This is a genomic window from Streptococcus infantis (genome assembly GCF_047460685.1).
Lineage (GTDB): Bacteria > Bacillota > Bacilli > Lactobacillales > Streptococcaceae > Streptococcus > Streptococcus infantis_AD.
Genome location: NZ_JASHFS010000003.1, coordinates 39243 through 58720 on the forward strand (window position 1 = coordinate 39243; position 19478 = coordinate 58720).

Annotated in this window: 22 protein-coding genes; 20 read left to right on the top strand and 2 right to left on the bottom strand. The window is 37.6% G+C overall.

Annotated elements, in window-relative coordinates:
* The first annotated feature begins 2 nt into the window (after positions 1-2).
* The 10 genes from QM917_RS01805 (at position 3) to whiA (ending at position 8330) form a co-directional block, all read left to right on the top strand.
* A complete protein-coding gene (locus tag QM917_RS01805) occupies positions 3-1784 on the top strand; it encodes an ABC transporter ATP-binding protein (RefSeq protein ID WP_248035730.1) in 1782 nt (593 codons plus the stop codon).
* A 149-nt stretch (positions 1785-1933) separates the two neighbouring features.
* On the top strand, positions 1934-2452 hold the full coding sequence (locus tag QM917_RS01810; protein ID WP_315639473.1) for a Dps family protein: 519 nt from the start codon (positions 1934-1936) through the stop codon (positions 2450-2452).
* Positions 2453-2579: 127 nt separating this feature from the next.
* A complete protein-coding gene (locus QM917_RS01815; protein WP_315639472.1) occupies positions 2580-3086 on the top strand; it encodes a dihydrofolate reductase in 507 nt (168 codons plus the stop codon).
* Positions 3086-3256 carry a hypothetical protein gene (locus QM917_RS01820; protein ID WP_315639470.1) on the top strand — a complete coding sequence of 57 codons (171 nt, stop codon included), beginning with the start codon at positions 3086-3088 and terminating at the stop codon, positions 3254-3256. Before QM917_RS01815 ends, QM917_RS01820 begins: the two co-directional genes overlap by 1 nt.
* A gap of 31 nt (positions 3257-3287) precedes the next feature.
* The gene (gene clpX / locus QM917_RS01825; RefSeq protein ID WP_006145154.1) at positions 3288-4520 is read left to right on the top strand and encodes an ATP-dependent Clp protease ATP-binding subunit ClpX; all 1233 of its coding nucleotides are present in this window, start codon (positions 3288-3290) and stop codon (positions 4518-4520) included.
* An 8-nt stretch (positions 4521-4528) separates the two neighbouring features.
* Positions 4529-5116, top strand: a complete 588-nt coding sequence (yihA, locus tag QM917_RS01830) for a ribosome biogenesis GTP-binding protein YihA/YsxC (RefSeq protein ID WP_006148034.1) — start codon at positions 4529-4531, stop codon at positions 5114-5116.
* Positions 5117-5125: 9 nt separating this feature from the next.
* Entirely contained in the window at positions 5126-5506 is a 381-nt protein-coding gene (locus tag QM917_RS01835; protein ID WP_001140424.1) for a RidA family protein, read from the top strand.
* Positions 5507-5557: 51 nt separating this feature from the next.
* Positions 5558-6448 carry an RNase adapter RapZ gene (gene rapZ / locus QM917_RS01840; protein ID WP_153225750.1) on the top strand — a complete coding sequence of 297 codons (891 nt, stop codon included), beginning with the start codon at positions 5558-5560 and terminating at the stop codon, positions 6446-6448.
* Entirely contained in the window at positions 6445-7422 is a 978-nt protein-coding gene (locus QM917_RS01845; protein WP_153225749.1) for a YvcK family protein, read from the top strand. The genes rapZ and QM917_RS01845 overlap by 4 nt, the downstream gene beginning before the upstream one ends.
* Complete coding sequence (gene whiA, locus QM917_RS01850; protein ID WP_153225748.1) at positions 7419-8330, top strand: DNA-binding protein WhiA; 912 nt, start codon at positions 7419-7421, stop codon at positions 8328-8330. Before QM917_RS01845 ends, whiA begins: the two co-directional genes overlap by 4 nt.
* 212 nt (positions 8331-8542) lie before the next feature.
* Here whiA and tnpA read toward each other — a convergent pair whose 3' ends face one another.
* Entirely contained in the window at positions 8543-9007 is a 465-nt protein-coding gene (tnpA, locus tag QM917_RS01855) for an IS200/IS605 family transposase (protein WP_248035372.1), read from the bottom strand.
* Between the two features lie 386 nt (positions 9008-9393).
* On the opposite strand from tnpA, the gene QM917_RS01860 reads away from it, so the two are divergent.
* The 5 genes from QM917_RS01860 to QM917_RS01880 are packed head-to-tail and all read left to right on the top strand — an operon-like array spanning position 9394 to position 13615.
* Positions 9394-10089 carry a lantibiotic protection ABC transporter ATP-binding protein gene (locus QM917_RS01860; protein WP_153224926.1) on the top strand — a complete coding sequence of 232 codons (696 nt, stop codon included), beginning with the start codon at positions 9394-9396 and terminating at the stop codon, positions 10087-10089.
* A 2-nt stretch (positions 10090-10091) separates the two neighbouring features.
* A complete protein-coding gene (locus tag QM917_RS01865; protein WP_153224927.1) occupies positions 10092-10829 on the top strand; it encodes a lantibiotic immunity ABC transporter MutE/EpiE family permease subunit in 738 nt (245 codons plus the stop codon).
* Complete coding sequence (locus QM917_RS01870; RefSeq protein ID WP_315639468.1) at positions 10829-11566, top strand: lantibiotic immunity ABC transporter MutG family permease subunit; 738 nt, start codon at positions 10829-10831, stop codon at positions 11564-11566. The genes QM917_RS01865 and QM917_RS01870 overlap by 1 nt, the downstream gene beginning before the upstream one ends.
* Positions 11567-11585: 19 nt before the next feature.
* On the top strand, positions 11586-12245 hold the full coding sequence (locus tag QM917_RS01875) for a response regulator transcription factor (RefSeq protein ID WP_315639467.1): 660 nt from the start codon (positions 11586-11588) through the stop codon (positions 12243-12245).
* Positions 12236-13615, top strand: a complete 1380-nt coding sequence (locus QM917_RS01880; RefSeq protein WP_315639466.1) for a HAMP domain-containing sensor histidine kinase — start codon at positions 12236-12238, stop codon at positions 13613-13615. The genes QM917_RS01875 and QM917_RS01880 overlap by 10 nt, the downstream gene beginning before the upstream one ends.
* Positions 13616-13997: 382 nt before the next feature.
* On the opposite strand, the gene QM917_RS01885 is transcribed toward QM917_RS01880, so the two are convergent.
* Positions 13998-14966: an NAD(P)/FAD-dependent oxidoreductase gene (locus tag QM917_RS01885; protein ID WP_414284544.1), complete on the bottom strand. Its 969-nt coding sequence runs from the start codon at positions 14964-14966 to the stop codon at positions 13998-14000.
* A gap of 134 nt (positions 14967-15100) precedes the next feature.
* On the opposite strand from QM917_RS01885, the gene cdaA reads away from it, so the two are divergent.
* The 5 genes from cdaA (at position 15101) to QM917_RS01910 (ending at position 19402) form a co-directional block, all read left to right on the top strand.
* The gene (gene cdaA / locus QM917_RS01890) at positions 15101-15958 is read left to right on the top strand and encodes a diadenylate cyclase CdaA (RefSeq protein ID WP_045763531.1); all 858 of its coding nucleotides are present in this window, start codon (positions 15101-15103) and stop codon (positions 15956-15958) included.
* Entirely contained in the window at positions 15945-16736 is a 792-nt protein-coding gene (locus tag QM917_RS01895; protein WP_153224932.1) for a YbbR-like domain-containing protein, read from the top strand. Before cdaA ends, QM917_RS01895 begins: the two co-directional genes overlap by 14 nt.
* 24 nt (positions 16737-16760) lie before the next feature.
* Complete coding sequence (gene glmM / locus QM917_RS01900) at positions 16761-18110, top strand: phosphoglucosamine mutase (RefSeq protein ID WP_414284546.1); 1350 nt, start codon at positions 16761-16763, stop codon at positions 18108-18110.
* Between the two features lie 65 nt (positions 18111-18175).
* Positions 18176-18550: a DUF1149 family protein gene (locus QM917_RS01905; protein ID WP_153224934.1), complete on the top strand. Its 375-nt coding sequence runs from the start codon at positions 18176-18178 to the stop codon at positions 18548-18550.
* Positions 18551-18553: 3 nt separating this feature from the next.
* Positions 18554-19402 carry a DegV family protein gene (locus tag QM917_RS01910; protein ID WP_414284548.1) on the top strand — a complete coding sequence of 283 codons (849 nt, stop codon included), beginning with the start codon at positions 18554-18556 and terminating at the stop codon, positions 19400-19402.
* The last annotated feature ends 76 nt before the right edge of the window (positions 19403-19478 follow it).

Here is a 19478-nt window from a genome sequence, read left to right on the forward strand (position 1 = left end):
GGATGAAACAACAATCTAGTCTAGCTCGTCTATGGAGCTATTTAAAAGCCTACCGTTTCTCTGTTTTCTTTGCTGTCTTCTTGAAAATAGTCAGCGTCATTATGAGTGTTATCGAGCCTTTCGTATTGGGACTTGCTATCACTGAGTTAACCAGCAATCTTCTTGCCATGGCAAATGGTGTTGCAGGAGCAGGGATTAATACCAGCTATATCGCAGTGATTCTGGTGATCTATCTCTTGCGTGGTCTTTTTTATGAGTTGGGGTCTTATTACTCAAACTACTTCATGACCAATGCGGTACAGTCCATGATACAGGATTTGCGAAATGAAATGAGCGAAAAAATCAACCGCATCCCTGTGTCTTACTTTGACAAGCACCAATTTGGGGATTTGCTGGGACGTTTTACTAGTGATGTAGAGACCGTATCTAATGCACTCCAACAATCATTCTTACAGATTGTTAATGCAGTCTTTACCATTATTTTTGTTATGGGAATGGTCCTCTATCTAAATCTTCAGTTGGCTATCATTGTTATCTTGTCGATTCCGATTACTTATTTTGGTGCTAAAACGATTCTAAATCGTTCGCAGCCGTACTTTAAACAGCAGGCAGCTATATTGGGACGTATGAATGGATTTGTACAGGAAAACTTAACAGGTTTCAATGTTTTAAAACTTTTCGGACGCGAAGAAAACTCTCAAGAGAGATTTGAAAAGATTACGGATGAATTGCAACAAGTCGGATTTAAGGCGAGCTTTATTTCAGGATTGATGATGCCTGCCCTTCATATCGTGTCTGATTTAACCTACCTGATTGTTGCAGTCTTAGGTGGATTGCAGGTTATTGCAGGGCGCTTGACGATTGGTAATATGCAAGCTTTCGTTCAGTATGTGTGGCAAGTTAGCCAGCCGATCCAAAATATCACTCAGTTAGCAGGACAAATGCAAAGTGCTAAGTCTTCGCTTGATCGTGTCTTTGAAGTTTTGGATGAACAGGAAGAAGTTCAAAGTGAGGAAGTAAAAGACTTGGCACCATTGACAGGTCAAGTTAGTTTCAAAAACGTCGATTTCCAATATGTGGAAAACAAACCATTGATTCGCAATTTCAACCTAGATGTTGAACCTGGAGAGATGGTAGCTATCGTTGGACCTACTGGAGCAGGGAAAACAACCTTGATTAACCTTCTCATGCGTTTTTACGATGTGACAGCTGGTGCCATTTTAGTGGATGGCCAAGATATTCGTGACCTGTCTCGTCAGGACTATCGTCGACAGTTTGGGATGGTCCTACAGGATGCCTGGCTCTATGAAGGCAGTATCAAGGAAAATCTTCGCTTTGGAAATCTTGAGGCAACAGATGAAGAAATCGTTGAAGCTGCCAAGGCGGCCAATGTTGACCACTTTATCCGCACTCTTCCAGGTGGTTATAATATGGAAATGAATCAGGAGTCTAGCAATATCTCTCTTGGTCAGAAACAGCTTTTAACCATCGCGCGTGCCCTCTTAGCGGATCCAAAAATTCTAATCCTTGATGAAGCGACCTCATCAGTCGATACTCGTCTAGAGCTCTTGATTCAAAAGGCCATGAAACGTTTGATGAAGGGGAGAACAAGCTTTGTCATTGCCCATCGACTTTCGACTATTCAGGAAGCTGATAAGATTTTGGTGCTGAAAGATGGACAGATTATTGAACAAGGAAATCATGAAAGTCTCCTAGCTGCAAAAGGTTTCTATTATGATCTTTATCAAAGTCAATTTTCTAGTAAAAACAGAGAAAATAGCTAGGATAAATAGCCACTCATTTTCTTAAATTATCAGTCAATTACAACTTTTTTAATATGAGTTAATTTCCTTGCTTTTGTCTACTTGGAGTAGTATACTGAGATAGTAATCAATAAATATGGTTGCAAAAATAATATTATGAGGTGAGAAAAATGGTAGAATTGAAAAAAGATGCATTAAAAGACGTAACAACATTATCTAAGACAGCTCCTGAAACGCTAGTAAAAACGAAAGAAGTCTTGAATCAAGCCGTAGCAGACTTGTATGTAGCGCATATCGCTCTTCATCAAGTACACTGGTACATGCGTGGACGTGGTTTTATGGTATGGCATCCTAAGATGGATGAATATATGGATAGCCTTGATGGTTACCTTGATGAAATCAGCGAACGCTTGATCACTCTTGGTGGCAAACCTTACTCTACTTTGACAGAATTCCTTCAACACAGTGAAATCGAAGAAGAAGTTGGAGAATTCCGTAACGTAGAAGAAAGTTTAGAGCGTGTTCTATCTATTTATCGTTACCTCATCACACTCTTCCAAAAAGCATTGGATGTAACAGATGAAGAAGGTGATGATGTAACCAATGATATCTTTGTTGGTGCTAAGGCAGACCTTGAAAAAACTGTCTGGATGCTTGCAGCAGAATTAGGACAAGTACCTGGTTTGTAAGATACTCTATTTTGTCAAAAATCCGTAGAAGTTTTCTACGGATTTTTTCTATTTCGTAGGGCGTTCCAAAACAGTCTTTTTTCAAGATTTTTGATAAAATAGAACTATCAATAAAAAGGATGAAAGCATGATAAAGAAAATCGTAGCCATCTGGGCACAAGATGAAAAGGGTGTAATCGGAAAAGAGGATCACTTACCATGGCATTTGCCAGCAGAGTTAAAACATTTTAAAGAAACAACCTTGAATCATGCCATCTTGATGGGACGTGTCACCTTTGATGGGATGGGACGACGTTTGCTTCCAGGACGTGAGACTCTGATTTTGACGCGCAATCCTGAAGAGTCAATTGAGGGTGCTCTGGTTTTCCAAAATGTTGAGGACGTTTTAGACTGGTATCAGAACCAGGATAAAAATCTCTATATTATTGGAGGCAAGCAGATTTTTCAGCTTTTTGAACCATATCTCGATGAGATTATTGTGACACAAATCCACACTCAAGTTGAAGGGGATACTTATTTCCCGGAAGATTTTGACTTGACTGTTTTTGAGACTCTTGCAAGCAAATCTTATAGCAAAGATGAGAAAAATGCCTATGATTTTACCATCGAATATAGAAAGAGAAAGGAAGTCTAATGGAACGTAGTATATTTGGTTTTTTCACAGCTTTGTTGTGTTTGGTCTGTTTGCTTGCTGGAGCACAGGCTTTTCGTAAAAAGCGCTTTGGACTTGCTACTCTACTCTGGCTTAATGCCTTTACAAACTTGGTGAATAGCATTCATGCTTTTTATATGACCTTATTTTAGATAGAAAAATCATTTAGAACGGAAGGGAATCATGCCTACAAATAGGAAAAATGATATGATGGTTTATTGCTCATTTTGTGGCAAAAGCCAAGAAGAAGTTAAAAAAATAATCGCTGGGAACAACGCCTTTATCTGTAATGAATGTGTGGAGTTGGCCCAGGAAATCATTCGTGAGGAATTGGCAGAGGAAGTCCTAGCAGACTTGTCTGAAGTGCCAAAACCAATCGAACTCTTAAACATCTTGAACCACTATGTGATTGGTCAAGATCGTGCCAAACGTGCCTTGGCAGTAGCTGTGTATAACCACTACAAACGCATCAATTTCCATGACACTCGTGAAGAGTCAGAAGATGTGGATTTGCAAAAATCAAACATTTTGATGATTGGCCCAACTGGTTCAGGGAAGACTTTCCTTGCTCAAACACTTGCTAGAAGTTTGAATGTACCTTTTGCCATTGCAGATGCAACAGCTCTTACTGAGGCTGGTTATGTAGGTGAGGACGTGGAAAATATTCTCCTCAAACTCTTGCAAGCAGCTGACTTCAATATCGAGCGTGCAGAGCGTGGAATTATCTACGTAGACGAAATCGACAAGATTGCTAAGAAGAGTGAGAACGTTTCTATCACACGTGATGTATCTGGTGAAGGTGTGCAACAAGCTCTCCTCAAGATTATCGAGGGAACTGTAGCCAGCGTACCACCTCAAGGTGGACGTAAACATCCACAACAAGAAATGATTCAAGTGGACACTAAGAATATCCTCTTTATCGTGGGTGGAGCCTTCGATGGCATCGAAGAAATCGTCAAACAGCGTTTGGGAGAAAAAGTCATCGGTTTTGGACAAAATAACAAGGCTATTGACGAAAACAGCTCTTACATGCAAGAAATCATCGCAGAAGATATTCAAAAATTCGGAATTATTCCTGAGTTGATTGGACGCTTGCCTGTCTTTGCAGCCTTGGAGCAGTTGACTGTGGATGATTTGGTTCGCATCTTGAAGGAGCCAAGAAATGCCTTGGTCAAACAATACCAGACCTTGCTTTCTTATGATGATGTAGAACTTGAATTTGACGACGAAGCTCTCCAGGAAATTGCAAATAAAGCCATCGAACGTAAAACTGGTGCGCGTGGACTTCGTTCAATCATCGAAGAAACCATGCTAGACGTTATGTTTGAAGTTCCAAGTCAAGAAAATGTGAAAACAGTTCGTATCACAAAAGAAGCGGTTGACGGAACGGCTAAGCCAATTCTAGAGACAGCCTAGAGGTGACTATGGAAATCAATACACACAATGCTGAGATTTTACTGAGTGCTGCCAATAAGTCCCACTATCCGCAGGATGAACTTCCTGAAATTGCTCTTGCAGGACGCTCAAATGTTGGGAAATCAAGCTTCATCAACACCATGCTCAATCGTAAGAATCTAGCTCGTACTTCTGGGAAACCAGGAAAAACACAACTACTCAATTTCTTTAATATTGATGACAAGATGCGTTTTGTGGATGTGCCTGGCTATGGTTATGCCCGTGTTTCCAAAAAGGAACGCGAAAAATGGGGACGCATGATTGAGGAATATTTAACTACTCGAGAAAATCTTCGAGCGGTTGTCAGTCTCGTTGACCTTCGCCATGATCCGACGGCTGATGATGTGCAGATGTACGAATTCCTTAAATATTACGAAATTCCTGTCATCATTGTGGCGACCAAGGCAGACAAGATTCCGCGTGGGAAATGGAACAAGCACGAATCAGCTATTAAAAAGAAATTAAACTTTGATCCAAGTGATGATTTTATCCTCTTTTCTTCAGTGACAAAAGCAGGAATGGACCAAGCTTGGGATGCTATTTTAGAAAAATTGTGAGGAATACAAATGGCAAAAACAATTCATACAGATAAAGCTCCAAAGGCAATCGGACCTTACGTTCAAGGAAAAATCGTTGGCAATCTGTTGTTTGCTAGCGGTCAAGTTCCATTATCTCCTGAAACTGGAGAAATCGTAGGAGAAACGATCCAAGAACAGACTGAACAAGTCTTGAAAAATATTGGAGCTATTTTAGCAGAAGCAGGTACAGATTTTGACCATGTTGTTAAAACAACTTGCTTTTTGAGTGATATGAACGACTTTGTACCTTTCAATGAGGTATACCAAACAGCCTTTAACAAGGAATTTCCAGCTCGTTCAGCTGTAGAAGTAGCTCGTCTTCCTCGCGATGTAAAAGTCGAAATTGAAGTCATCGCAGAGATTGGATAAGCGAGTTGAAGTTTGGTTCTTCCAAACTTCTTTTGATATAAGGAGACAAAGATGACAAAGAAACAACTTCACCTGGTGATTGTAACAGGGATGAGTGGTGCAGGAAAAACTGTAGCTATTCAATCCTTTGAAGATTTAGGATATTTTACCATTGATAATATGCCACCTGCCCTCTTGCCAAAGTTCTTGCAGTTGGTTGAGACCAAGGATGATGACCACAAGTTGGCCCTAGTGGTTGATATGCGTAGTCGTTCTTTCTTCTCAGAGATTCAGGCTGTCTTGGATGAATTGGAAAATCAAGATGATTTAGACTTTAAAATCCTCTTTTTGGATGCGGCGGATAAGGAATTGGTGGCACGCTATAAGGAAACAAGAAGAAGTCACCCACTAGCAGCAGATGGTCGTATCTTGGACGGAATCAAGTTGGAACGCGAACTCTTGGCTCCATTAAAAAATATGAGCCAAAACGTGGTAGACACAACAGAGTTAACCCCTCGTGAACTTCGTAAAACGATTGCTGAACAATTTTCAGATCAAGAACAGGCTCAGTCTTTCCGTATTGAGGTTATGTCTTTCGGGTTTAAATATGGCATTCCTATTGATGCTGACTTGGTATTTGATGTTCGTTTCCTCCCAAATCCTTACTATCTACCAGAACTTCGCAATCAGACAGGTGAAGACCAGGCCGTTTATGACTATGTTATGAATCATGAAGAATCTGAAGATTTCTACCGCCATTTGTTGGCCTTGATCGAACCAATCCTACCTGGCTACAAAAAAGAAGGAAAATCTGTTTTAACCATTGCAGTAGGTTGTACAGGAGGACAACACCGGAGTGTTGCCTTTGCCAAACGATTAGCCAATGATTTGTTTAAGAATTGGCCTGTAAATGAAAGCCATCGTGATAAAGACCGAAGAAAGGAAACGGTAAACCGTTCATGAGAAAACCAAAAATTACGGTGATTGGTGGAGGAACCGGAATCCCTGTTATTTTAAATAGTTTAAGGGAAAAGGATGTGGAAATTGCAGCCATTGTAACCGTTGCGGATGATGGCGGTTCTTCAGGCGAATTGCGTAAAAATATTCAACAGTTGACACCTCCAGGGGATTTACGTAATGTCCTTGTGGCCATGTCAGATATGCCAAAATTCTATGAAAAGGTCTTTCAATACCGTTTTTCTGAGGATGCAGGTGCTTTTGCTGGTCATCCATTAGGAAACATTATCATAGCTGGCTTATCTGAAATGCAGGGTTCAACCTATAATGCTATGCAATTACTGAGTAAATTTTTCCATACGACAGGAAAGATTTATCCATCTAGTGACCATCCTTTGACACTCCATGCCGTCTTTAAAGATGGAACAGAAGTAGCTGGAGAAAGTCACATTGCAGACCATCCAGGCATGATTGACCATGTTTATGTCACCAACACTCTAGACGATGAGAAACCGCAGGCTAGCCGCCGAGTTGTCAATACCATTCTTGAGAGTGATATGATTGTCTTGGGTCCAGGCTCCCTCTTTACTTCGATTTTGCCGAATATCGTCATTGAGGAGATTGGTCAGGCTCTTCTGGAAACCAAGGCTGAAATTGCCTATGTCTGCAACATCATGACTCAGCGCGGAGAGACAGAACATTTCTCAGATAGTGATCACGTAGCAGTCTTGCATCGTCATTTGGGTAGACCATTTATTGATACAGTACTTGTTAATATCGAGAAGGTACCTAGAGATTATATGGATACCAATCGTTTTGATGAGTATTTAGTACAGGTTGAGCATGATTTTGACGGTTTGCATCAACAAGTTCCCCGTGTCATTTCATCCAACTTCCTACGTTTGGAAAATGGTGGTGCCTTCCATGATGGGGATTTAATCGTGGATGAATTAATGCGTATCATACAGGTGAGAAAATGAGTTTCACAGTAGCAGTAAAAGAAGAAATCCTAGGTCAACACCACCTGAGTCGCTATGAGTTATCAGCTATTATCAAGATGTCTGGAAGCGTAGGTTTGTCTAGTTCTGGCTTGACCTTGTCCGTTGTTACAGAGAGTGCCAAGCTTGCCCGCCATCTCTATGAATCGTTTTTACACTTTTATGGTATTAAGTCGGAGATTCGTCATCATCAGAGAAGCAATCTTCGTAAAAATCGGGTCTATACTGTGTTTACAGATGAACAAGTCCAAGAACTTTTAGCGGATTTGCGTTTGGCTGATTCTTTCTTTGGTCTGGAGACGGGAATTGATCCGGATATTTTAGGAGATGAAGAAGCAGGTCGTGCCTATCTTTGTGGTGCATTTTTAGCAAATGGGAGTATTCGGGATCCCGAGTCAGGCAAGTATCAGCTGGAAATTAGTTCAGTTTATCTGGACCATGCCCAAGGGATCGCTTCGCTCTTGCAGCAGTTCTTGTTAGATGCCAAGGTGATTGAACGAAAAAAAGGTGCAGTGACCTATCTCCAGCGAGCAGAAGATATTATGGATTTCCTGATTTTAGTAGGAGCTATGGAGGCACGTGATACTTTTGAAGGTGTCAAGATTCTCCGAGAAACTCGAAATGACCTCAATCGTGCCAATAATGCAGAGACGGCAAATATTGCTCGTACGGTTTCTGCAAGCATGAAAACCATTAATAATATCAGTAAAATCAAAGATAGAATTGGCTTGGATAATCTGCCAGCAGACTTGCAGGAAGTTGCCCGTCTGCGTATCCAGCATCCAGACTATTCTATTCAAAAGTTGGCAGATAGTCTGACAAATCCCTTAACCAAAAGTGGTGTCAATCATCGCCTGAGAAAGATCAACAAAATTGCAGAGGAACTGTAAAATATAATATATTGATGTTCAAAAAAGATATATCGAGATTGATGTTTAAAAATTTTTAAAATAACCTCAAATCATAACCACCCGTCTAACGGGTGGTTTGCACCAGGGCTATAAGCCCAAATTACCAGCCAGCGCCTAAAGACGCTGGCTTTCACGTTGTTCAAGCCGCATTGCTCTTGACTCGTCACTTGCCTCTTAAAGAGGCGTGAGTATTACTTGCCACTATCCCTAAAGGGATCCTCATATTCTTTTACACTTAATTTATCTAGTGCTATATCATGCTTTTCCTGACCTTGTATGTATTTCCTTATCGTGGCTTCATTAAGCCCTACTGTACTCACATAATAACCTTCTGCCCAGAAATGCCGATTCCCAAACTTATATTTCAAATTGGCGTGTTTGTCAAACATCATGAGTGCACTTTTACCCTTTAAATAACCCATGAAACTAGAAACACTTATCCTTGGTGGAATACTTACTAACATATGTACATGATCTGGCATCAAGTGTCCTTCGATAATTTCAACTCCTTTATAGCTACACAAACGATGAAATATTTTACCTAAACTACTCCGATATTGATTATAGATGACTTTTCGTCTATACTTAGGGGTGAACACAATGTGATACTTACAGTGCCACTTTGTGTGTGATAAACTATGAGACTTTTGTACCATGGTTTTCTCCTTTCGCTTTACAATTGGCTTGAACACCTTTATTGTATCGCGTTTGGAGTTTTTTTGGTATAACCTTCGACGCGCACCCGCATAGCGGGTGGTTTATTTGTCTCGCACCTCACGGAGCGAGACGGACTAATAGTCACATAAATTTAAAAAATTCTACTGAAGTTTCATTCAGTAGAATTTTCATTTTCAGAGGATTCGTTGTTTTAATAGATTAAGGTTCTAGATAGAATACTAAAAATTTCAAATTTTTATTTTTAATCTTCATTAAATTGCGTATTTATAGTTTATTTTTTAGATCAATAAAAGTTATGTATTTTCTTTATAAAATCTTTAAATTTATATTTTATTATTGAAGTGTAAATTTAAGGAGGATCAAAATGGAAAAAAATATTTTAGAGACACGGAATTTGTCAAAGAAATTTGGGAATCAACTTGTAGTGAATAATATTTCATTACAAGTGAAAGAGAATAGTATCTACGGATTACTTGGTCCAAATGGTGCTGGGAAATCAACTACACTAAAGATGATAACAGGAATGCTCCATAAATCGTCCGGAGATATTATATTTGATAATCATATATGGAGTAGAAAGGATCTCGAACAAATTGGTGCCTTGATAGAGTTACCTCCGTTGTATGAGAACTTAAGTGCAAGAGAAAATTTAAAAGTAAGAACAATGTTACTTGGATTACCCGAATCAAGAATTGATGAAGTTCTAAAAATCGTTGGTCTATCAAATACAGGTAAAAAAAGAAGTGGAAAATTTTCTTTGGGAATGAAACAACGATTAGGAATTGCAATAGCACTGTTAAATAATCCTAAATTATTAATTTTAGATGAGCCAACCAACGGCTTAGATCCATTGGGAATTCAAGAATTAAGGGAGATGATTCTTGGTTTTCCAAAACAAGGCATTACAGTAATTCTATCCAGCCATAATATTTCCGAAGTTGAGCAAGTTGCAGATTATATCGGAATAATATGTGAAGGTGAATTAAAATACCAAGATATAAAAAACTCTCAAGAAAGTTTAGAAAATTTATTTTTGGAAGTAGTAAAGAAGGGGAATTAAAAATGATAAATTATATCCTTAGTGATTATTTAAAATATAAAAGAACTTTTTTAAAAAAAATAATCTATATAATACCTATATCTTTGATAATTCTTTCTTATATACTGGCACCACCATATTTTACAGTAGATTCATATAATTGGTGGTATACTATAATTATGCCAATTACTTATGCACTGATTCTTGCTTTAATGAATCGATACGAAGATAAAAAAATAAAATATAGGGCAGTTTATCCTCTAAGTATTGATTTAAGAAAGATTTGGATATCAAAAATTATTGTAGCAAGCTGTTTGATTCTGATGACAAGTTTGGTTCATTTGATAGCAGTTTTAATTGTGCAATTTATTTTTGGAGAACAAATATTTTTAAGCTATAGCTTTAGTACTTTATTAGTTTCGAGTATAGCATTAGTGGTATCAAGCATATGGCAAATTCCATTTTGCCTACTATTAGCTAAAAAGTTTGGTTTTTCTATTAGTCTTATGATAAATGGTTTACTAGGTGTTGTACTTGGAATTATGTTTTCTGCTGGAGATTATTGGTTGTTTTCCCCATATAGTTGGAGTATAAGAGCTATGGTTCCAATGCTGAAAATTATGCCAAATGGACTACCAGCAGATGCAGGAAATATGATGTTAAACACATCCATTTTGCCTCCATGTATCTTCTCAATTCTGTTATTTCTTCTATTATCTTACTTATCATCTATTTGGTTTGCAAAACAGGAGGTGGGATAGTGATAAATATTTTAAAGTCTGAACTATATAAGATAAAACATACTTGGTTACCCTGGTTATATCTGTTTCTCCCAATACTATTTGTGATTATGATATATGCTGGTTTTAAATTTACGAGCCTAAGTAGGTATTCAATTGAGGATGTCACATTAAATTATTTGATTACGTTAGGTGCATTGTTCCCGATTATTATTGGTTTTATTACTGCAAAGGTAATAGAAATGGAAGCAGAAGCAGGTTGTTTTCAGATAATGTTAACTGGTTCGCAATCAAGAACTAGTATGTATATTGGTAAGTTATTATCCTTATTGTTGTGTGCATCTCTATCACTTGTTATACTCCAAAGTAGTTTTTTGATGTTTTTTAATTATCAAGAATTTTATGATTTGATATTGGAATCAGTCTTAATGATTATCGGAGTTGTTCCGTTATATTTAATACATCTGGTTATTAGCCTCAGATTTGGGAGTGGTGCCTCTATTGGTCTTGGTTTCTTTGAAACATTGATAGCTCTGCTTGCTGTTACAAGTATGGGGGATAAGATTTGGTATTACATACCAAGTTCTTGGTCTTCAAGACTTTGTGGTCTTTATTTTGTAGATAAAATATCTGGTGAAAACTTATTTTATTATGAATTTTTTAAATGGTCTTTAGTTGCAACACCAATGATAGTTGTAATTTTATTTGTAAGTTTGATTTGGTTTAGTAAATGGAACGGCAGAACTAATATGGAATAGAAATGAAGGTGGGAATAGGATGGTGAAAATATTAGCTATAGATGATGAAATGGATCTCTTAGTTTTAATCAAAAATATTTTAACGCAAAAATTATATCATGTAGATATTTTTCAAAATCCAACAGAGGTGCCTATTTCTAAATTATCAGAGTATGATTTAATTTTATTAGATATAATGATGCCAAAGATAGATGGTATATCTTATTGTAAATCTATTAGAGATAGAGTAGACTGTCCCATCTTATTTTTAACTGCAAAATCTTTGGAAAGTGACATTGTTTCTGGTTTATCAACAGGAGCTGATGATTACATTCTAAAACCTTTTGGGGTAAACGAATTAATTGCGAGAGTTGATGCTCATTTACGTCGAGAAAATCGAGAGAGACATTTAAGTTTAAATCTTGGAGAAATTAGATTTGATTTATCAGCGAATATAATTTATGTAAATGATAAGAAAATTCCTTTTACAAAATCTGAGTATCGAATTTGTGAACTTCTAGCACGTAGGCGTGGGCAAGTATTTTCAAGAGAACAGATTTATGAGATGATATTTGGATATGATGGAATAGGTAATTCTTCAGCTATTTCAGAACATATTAAGAATATTCGCGCAAAATTACAGAAGGAAGGTGTATCTCCAGTTGTAACTGTATGGGGAATTGGATATAAATGGGAATAAAATTAAAAGGGCGATCGCTAAAAATAATATTTTTAGAATATCTAATAAGTGTAGGAATTGTATTGATTCTTTCATTTGGTTTAGTAATTCTGATGTTCACCACCATGTATTCATTAGGATTTATTTTACCTGCTGATTACACAGAAAATCAGATTTATGAGAGGAAGAATGCGATAGCCAATACAGAGACCTTTGATAAAAATCTTATACCAGATAATGCCTCATATCTATTAATTTCAAAGGATGGAAATATCATTACTAGTTCAATGAGTAAAGATGAAGAAGATAGAGCAATTCGATACTATAATAATGAGAGAGTATATAATACCCCATCTTATAGCTATATAGAAATTTTACGAAATGACGGTTATTGTATTATTCAATATTCAGTAAAACCCTATTTTACAAATAAATTCATGGCAAAATATTTTCCTAATGTCAATGTAGTGTATGTCAGTATTCTTATTTTAGTTAGTTTACTAAATACATTGGTTGTTACAATAGTATGGGCTAAATATCTTGTGAAACAACTCTCACCTATATTTGCTGCTTCCGAAAAAATATCAGAACAAACTTTAGATTTTGACCTGCATTATTCAAGAGTCAAAGAATTTAATGAAGTTCTATTTAGTTTAGAGAAAATGAGAAATGCTTTGCAAGAGTCATTAATCAAAGAGTGGATACAGGAAGAAAACAAGCAAAAACAGATTTCTGCTTTGATACATGACTTGAAAACCCCAGTATCTATTGTTCAAGGAAATGCTGAGTTGCTTAAAAAGACATCTGTGACAGAGGACCAGAGTATTTATATAGATTATATACTGAGGAATAGCAATAGAATATCTGAATATATAAAAACACTTCTAATCATGAATAAGAATTCTAATGCCACTGAATACCAGCCACAATCGTTGGCAGTAAAAACTGTATCAGAACAATTGGTAACAGTTTCTAAAGAACTAATGTCAATTAATTCTAACAATCTAAAAACTAATGTAGTAGTTGAAGATGGTATAATGAGTGTAGACTTGAAACTCTTAGAGAGAGCATTGCAAAATGTCTTAGCGAATTCAATTGAAAATAATAATGGAATAGTTACATTGGAATTGAATTTAAAAACTGTAGATGAATTTTTAGAAATATCAGTATTAGATAACGGGAAAGGTTTTTCTGATATCGATTTAATTCACGCAAAAGAACAGTTCTATCGTGGAGATTATAGCAGGCATTCTGCAACCAATTATGGTATTGGATTATTTATTACTGAACAAATAATTAAATTACATGGTGGATCAGTAATCTTGAAAAATAGAGAAGCTTGTCGTGGTGCTGAAGTTAAATTTATATTACCGATACAGAATGATAAATGAGCCAGATTAACACTTAACTTATGTAATAATTAATCTAACAGCCACTAACATCAAACTTTATAACATGTTCATAACTGTATTTAACGTCAATTTGTAAATGTTAACTTCGAACTTTCACTACAAATTACACTAAGATAGAATATTATCTAGTATTACTCATACGGTACACAGAGTTTGTTAGTCTGAATATGTCGGAATGAGGGGAAATATTAAAAAACTAATCAATAAGTATTAAACTTTATATAAAAAGCAAATAAAGGTGGTTAGTGGAAAAGTTTTTAAAATCATAAAAACGCATAATAGCAAGTTCTTTAGATACTTGTTATTATGCGTTTTATCATGAAATTTCACTTGATTTTTTAATAAAATTGTAATTTTGACATTATAGACTTGTAGAGTGTTTTGGTTGTACTTTTTGTTCGGGGTCAATGTAGTTGATAGCATTATTAACGGCAGTTGGTGCTTCACCTAGACCGGTTGCAATCAAGTCAATCTTACCTTCATAGTAGCAGCAGTCACCGATAGCATAAATTCCAGCTTGGCTTGACTCCTGCTTGCTATTGACGATAATCTTGTGGCGGTTAAGGTCTAATCCCCACTTTTTAAGATTACCGACAGAAGATTTAAAGCCATAGTTGACAAAGAGATGATCTAGTTCAAGGTTTTCGGTCTCATCGGATTTAACTTTTGATATTTCAAGCTTGTCTAAAGTTTTTCCATCTCCAAGAAGCTGACTTGGCACAAATGGTGTTTTGATAGTCACAGAAGACTCTTGCAAGGCTTGTACGCTATGCTCAAGTGCACGGAAGTTATCGCGACGGTGAACAAGTGTAGTTGGAGCAATCTTTTCAAAAGCTAAAGCCCAGTCAACGGCTGAGTCACCACCACCCAGGATGGTTACCTTCTGACCAGCATATTGTTGAATATTAGAAACGTGGTAGTGGATATTGTCATAGCCTTCAACACCTTCTAATTCGAGTGGACGTGGTTTAAAAGCACCACCACCCATAGCAATAATAACGGTTTTAGAAGTATGATTTCCCTTATTAGTTGTAATCTTAAAAACACCATCCTCTTTTTCAATCTCAAGAACAGTTTCATTGAGGTGAACAGGTGTCTCAAACCCTTCAAGTTGTTCCAAAAGGCGGTTAGTCAATTCTTCCCCTGTGAGGTTTGGAAAACCTGGAACATCGAGAATTTGTTTTTCAGGATATAGGATGGCAGGTTGACCACCTAGTTGAGGAAGAGAATCAATGATTTGTACTTTGGCTTGACGAAGGTGAGCATAAAAGGCTGCGAAAAGACCGACAGGTCCACCTCCTACAATGGTAATATCATATAGTTCAGACATGGTTTCTCCTTAATTCATTTCTATCATTTTATTCTATCATATTTTCTACCAATTTAAAATGAAGTAGGGGGAAGAAAATTTTCATATAAAATGATATAATGAAGAGTAGCTTTTTTATGGAGAGGAGGCCTAGAATGAATTTTCAGCAATTATCTAATCTTCAATACTGGTCTAGTTTATTTTCCAGTCCTTGGAGTATTCTGATAAATGTGATTGATATTCTTATCGTTGCCTATATCTTATACCAATTTACAAAATCAATTGCAGGAACCAAGATTATGATCCTGGTTCGAGGTGTTTTAGTGTTTATCTTAGCTCAGATAGCAGCAAATACCCTGGGCTTGACGACTATTTCTTGGTTGATCAATCAATTGATTACTTACGGTGTTATCGCAGCAGTTGTTATTTTCTCTCCAGAAATTCGGACAGGTTTAGAGCGATTAGGACGTGCGACTGATTTCTTTTCAAGTACACCAATGAGTTCAGAAGAACAGATGATTCAGGCCTTTGTTAAGGCAGTTGAATATATGAGCCCGCGAAAAATTGGAGCACTTGTATCAGTTCAGCGTGTCAGAACCTTGCAGGAATATATTTCCACGGGGATTCCTTTAGATGCTAAGATTTCTGCAGAACTCTTAATCAATATCTTCATTCCAAACACACCTTTACATGATGGTGCAGTCATTATAAAAGGTGATCGAATAGCTGTAACATCTGCTTATCTTCCACTTACTGAAGACACTGGTATTTCTAAGGAGTTTGGAACGCGACACCGTGCAGCCATTGGTTTATCTGAGGTTTCTGATGCTCTCACTTTTGTGGTATCAGAGGAAACTGGAGGTATTTCCATTACCTATAATGGTGTCTTTAAGCATGATTTAACGATGGAAGAATTTGAGGAAGAGCTACGTCGTATACTGATTCCGGAAAATTCACAAGAGCCAAGCTTAACAGAGCGTATATTAGGAGGCTGGAAGAATGAAAAAAAATAGTTTATATATCATCTCCTCACTCCTCTTTGCTTGCGTTTTATTTATCTACGCTACCTCTATTAATTACCAAAATAATAATAATGCAAGACCGGCTCGAACAGAAACCTATACCAATACGGTCGTAAATGTACCGATTGATATTCAGTACGATAGTGAGCAGTATTTTATTAGCGGTTTTAGTTCAGAAGTAACAGTATTTTTGACTGGATCCAATCGAGTAACCTTGGCTAGTGAGATGCAAGAAAGCACTCGTAAATTTAAGGTTACTGCAGATTTAACACAAGCGACAGAAGGAACCGTTGAGGTTCCCTTGACCATTGAGAATCTACCGAGCGGTTTAACAGCCCTAGCAACACCGCAGAAAATCACCGTTAAAATTGGGAAGAAGGCAACACGGGATAATTTACCAGTCACTCCACAGATTGACTCTGGTAAGGTTGATGAACGAATTCTCATCGATAGTGTGACTGTTTCAGATGAACGCGTTTCGGTTACTAGTGATGCTGATACCTTATCCAAGATTGATAAGATTGTGGCTGTTTTACCAACTAGTGAAAAAATTACAGGAAATTATACGGGTTCAGTTCCTCTACAAGCTATTGATAAGAATGGAACAGTTTTACCAACGGTGATTAAACCGTATGAAACAACCATGAAGATAACAACGAAACAAGTTCGATCAGCAAGTAGTTCTAGCTCATCAACGACAAGCTCATCTTCGGGCAGTTCGTCTTCAACTGGTTCTGAAACCAAGCCAGACTCTTCAAAAAAAGATTAATAAAACAATAGAAAAGGATAAAAAATGGGTAAATATTTTGGAACGGACGGAGTCCGTGGAGAAGCAAACGTAGAATTAACGCCAGAATTAGCTTTTAAATTGGGACGTTTTGGAGGTTATGTCCTCAGTCAACATACGACTGAAGCACCGAAAGTGTTTGTAGGACGTGACACTCGTATCTCAGGTCAAATGCTTGAAGCAGCGTTGATTGCTGGTCTCCTTTCAGTCGGAATTCACGTTTATAAGCTTGGAGTTCTTGCAACACCAGCAGTAGCTTACTTGGTGAAAACTGAGGGAGCGAGTGCAGGTGTCATGATTTCAGCAAGTCACAACCCAGCTCTTGATAACGGAATTAAATTCTTTGGTGGTGACGGCTTTAAACTAGACGATGACAAAGAAGCAGAAATCGAAGCCTTGCTTGATGCAAGTGAAGATACTCTTCCACGTCCAAGTGCAGAGGGCTTAGGTACGGTTGTAGACTACCCAGAAGGTTTGCGTAAATATGAAGCCTACCTCGTTTCAACTGGAACTCCTCTTGAAGGGATGAAGGTTGCCTTGGACACTGCTAACGGAGCAGCTGCAACAAGTGCTCGTCAAATTTTTGCAGACCTAGGTGCTCAATTAACAGTTATTGGTGAAACACCAGATGGTCTTAACATCAACTTGAACGTTGGTTCAACTCATCCAGAAGCCTTACAAGAACTTGTGAAAGAAAGCCAGTCTGCCATTGGTTTAGCCTTTGATGGTGATAGCGACCGTTTGATTGCTGTAGATGAAAATGGCGAAATTGTCGATGGTGACAAGATTATGTACATTATTGGTAAATACCTTTCTGAAAAAGGTCAGTTGGCCCAAAACACCATCGTAACAACAGTTATGTCCAACCTTGGTTTCCATAAGGCCTTGGATCGTGAGGGTATCAATAAAGCAGTCACTGCTGTTGGAGACCGCTATGTCGTTGAAGAAATGAGAAAATCTGGTTACAATCTCGGTGGTGAGCAATCAGGTCACGTTATCTTGATGGACTATAATACTACTGGTGATGGTCAGCTTTCAGCAGTTCAATTGACCAAGATCATGCAAGAAACAGGTAAGAGTTTGTCTCAATTGGCCTCAGAAGTGACCATTTACCCACAAAAATTAGTCAATATCCGTGTGGAAAATTCCATGAAAGAAAAAGCTATGGAAGTGCCAGCTATCAAGGCTATTATCGAGAAGATGGAAGCAGAAATGGCAGGCAATGGTCGTATCCTCGTTCGCCCAAGTGGAACGGAGCCACTCTTGCGTGTCATGGCTGAAGCCCCAACCACTGAGGAAGTAGACTACTATGTAGACACTATTGCCCAAGTTGTTAAAACTGAGATTGGTATTTAGTAAATCTAGCAGAAAATAAAAAAATATGGTACAATGGCAACTATATTGTACCAATGGAGATGAAAATGAATTTAAAACGTGAACAAGAATTTGTTAGTCAGTATCACTTTGATGCGCGTAACTTTGAATGGGAAAATGAAAATGGAGCACCTGAAACTAAGGTAGATGTAAACTTCCAGTTGCTTCAGCATGATCAAGAAAATCAAGTTACCTCTTTAGTAGTTGTTTTGAGCTTTATGATTGTCTTTGATAGATTTGTCATTAGTGGAACGATTTCTCAAGTCAACCATGTTGAAGGTCGTATTATCGACCAACCAAGTGATTTCAGCCAAGAAGAGGTTGAGACACTAGCTCGTCCATGTTTGGATATGCTTAATCGTTTGACTTATGAAGTAACAGAAATTGCCCTTGATATACCGGGAATTAATTTGGAGTTTTAAGAAATGAAATTAGCGGTCATAACAGACTCATCTGCTTTTCTACAAGCGGAAACCTTGCGGAAAGAAGATTTATTTGTGCTAGACATTCCTGTGAATATCGATGGACAGGAGTATGTTGAAGGTGTAAATCTAACCGCTCAAGAATTTTATGAAAAAATGGCTTCAGCAAGCGAATTGCCAAAAACGAGCCAACCAAGTATTGCCAAGTTGGATGAAATTTTATCATCTTTAAAAGATAAAGGCTACACACATGCCTTGGGCCTTTTCTTATCTTCTGGAATTTCAGGATTTTACCAAAATATCCAGTATATGAAGGATGAATATGAAGGGTTAACCATTGCCTTTCCTGATACCCGTATTACAAGCGCTCCTCTAGGCTATATGGTTGAGAGTGTCTTTAGATGGGCAGAGCAAGGCGAAGAGTTTACTACCATTTTAGAGCAGTTGGAAAATCAAATCCAGAAAACTTCAGCCTTTATCATGGTGGATGATCTTGACCATTTAGTTAAGGGGGGACGACTCTCTAATGGTGCAGCCATTTTGGGGAATCTCCTTAGTATCAAGCCAATCCTATATTTCAATGACCAAGGTGTGATAGAAGTATATGAAAAGGTTCGTACAGAGAAAAAGGCTACAAAACGCTTAGTTGAAATTGTTAAAGAAGCAACAGCTAATGGGAATTACCAGATTACTGTCATTCACGGGAATGCTCCTCAAAAAGCAGCAGATTTGCGCCAGCTTTTGGTCGATGGTGGAGTGGCTACAGATGTTTCAATTGCAACCTTCGGTAGTGTTATTGGGACTCACCTGGGAGAAGGAAGTATTGCTCTGGGCTATACACCCATAATCTAGACTATTTTTCATGGACAGCTAAGGTCCTTTGTATCTTAGAATTGAACACGCCTGGAACCCTGTGTGAAAAAGATAG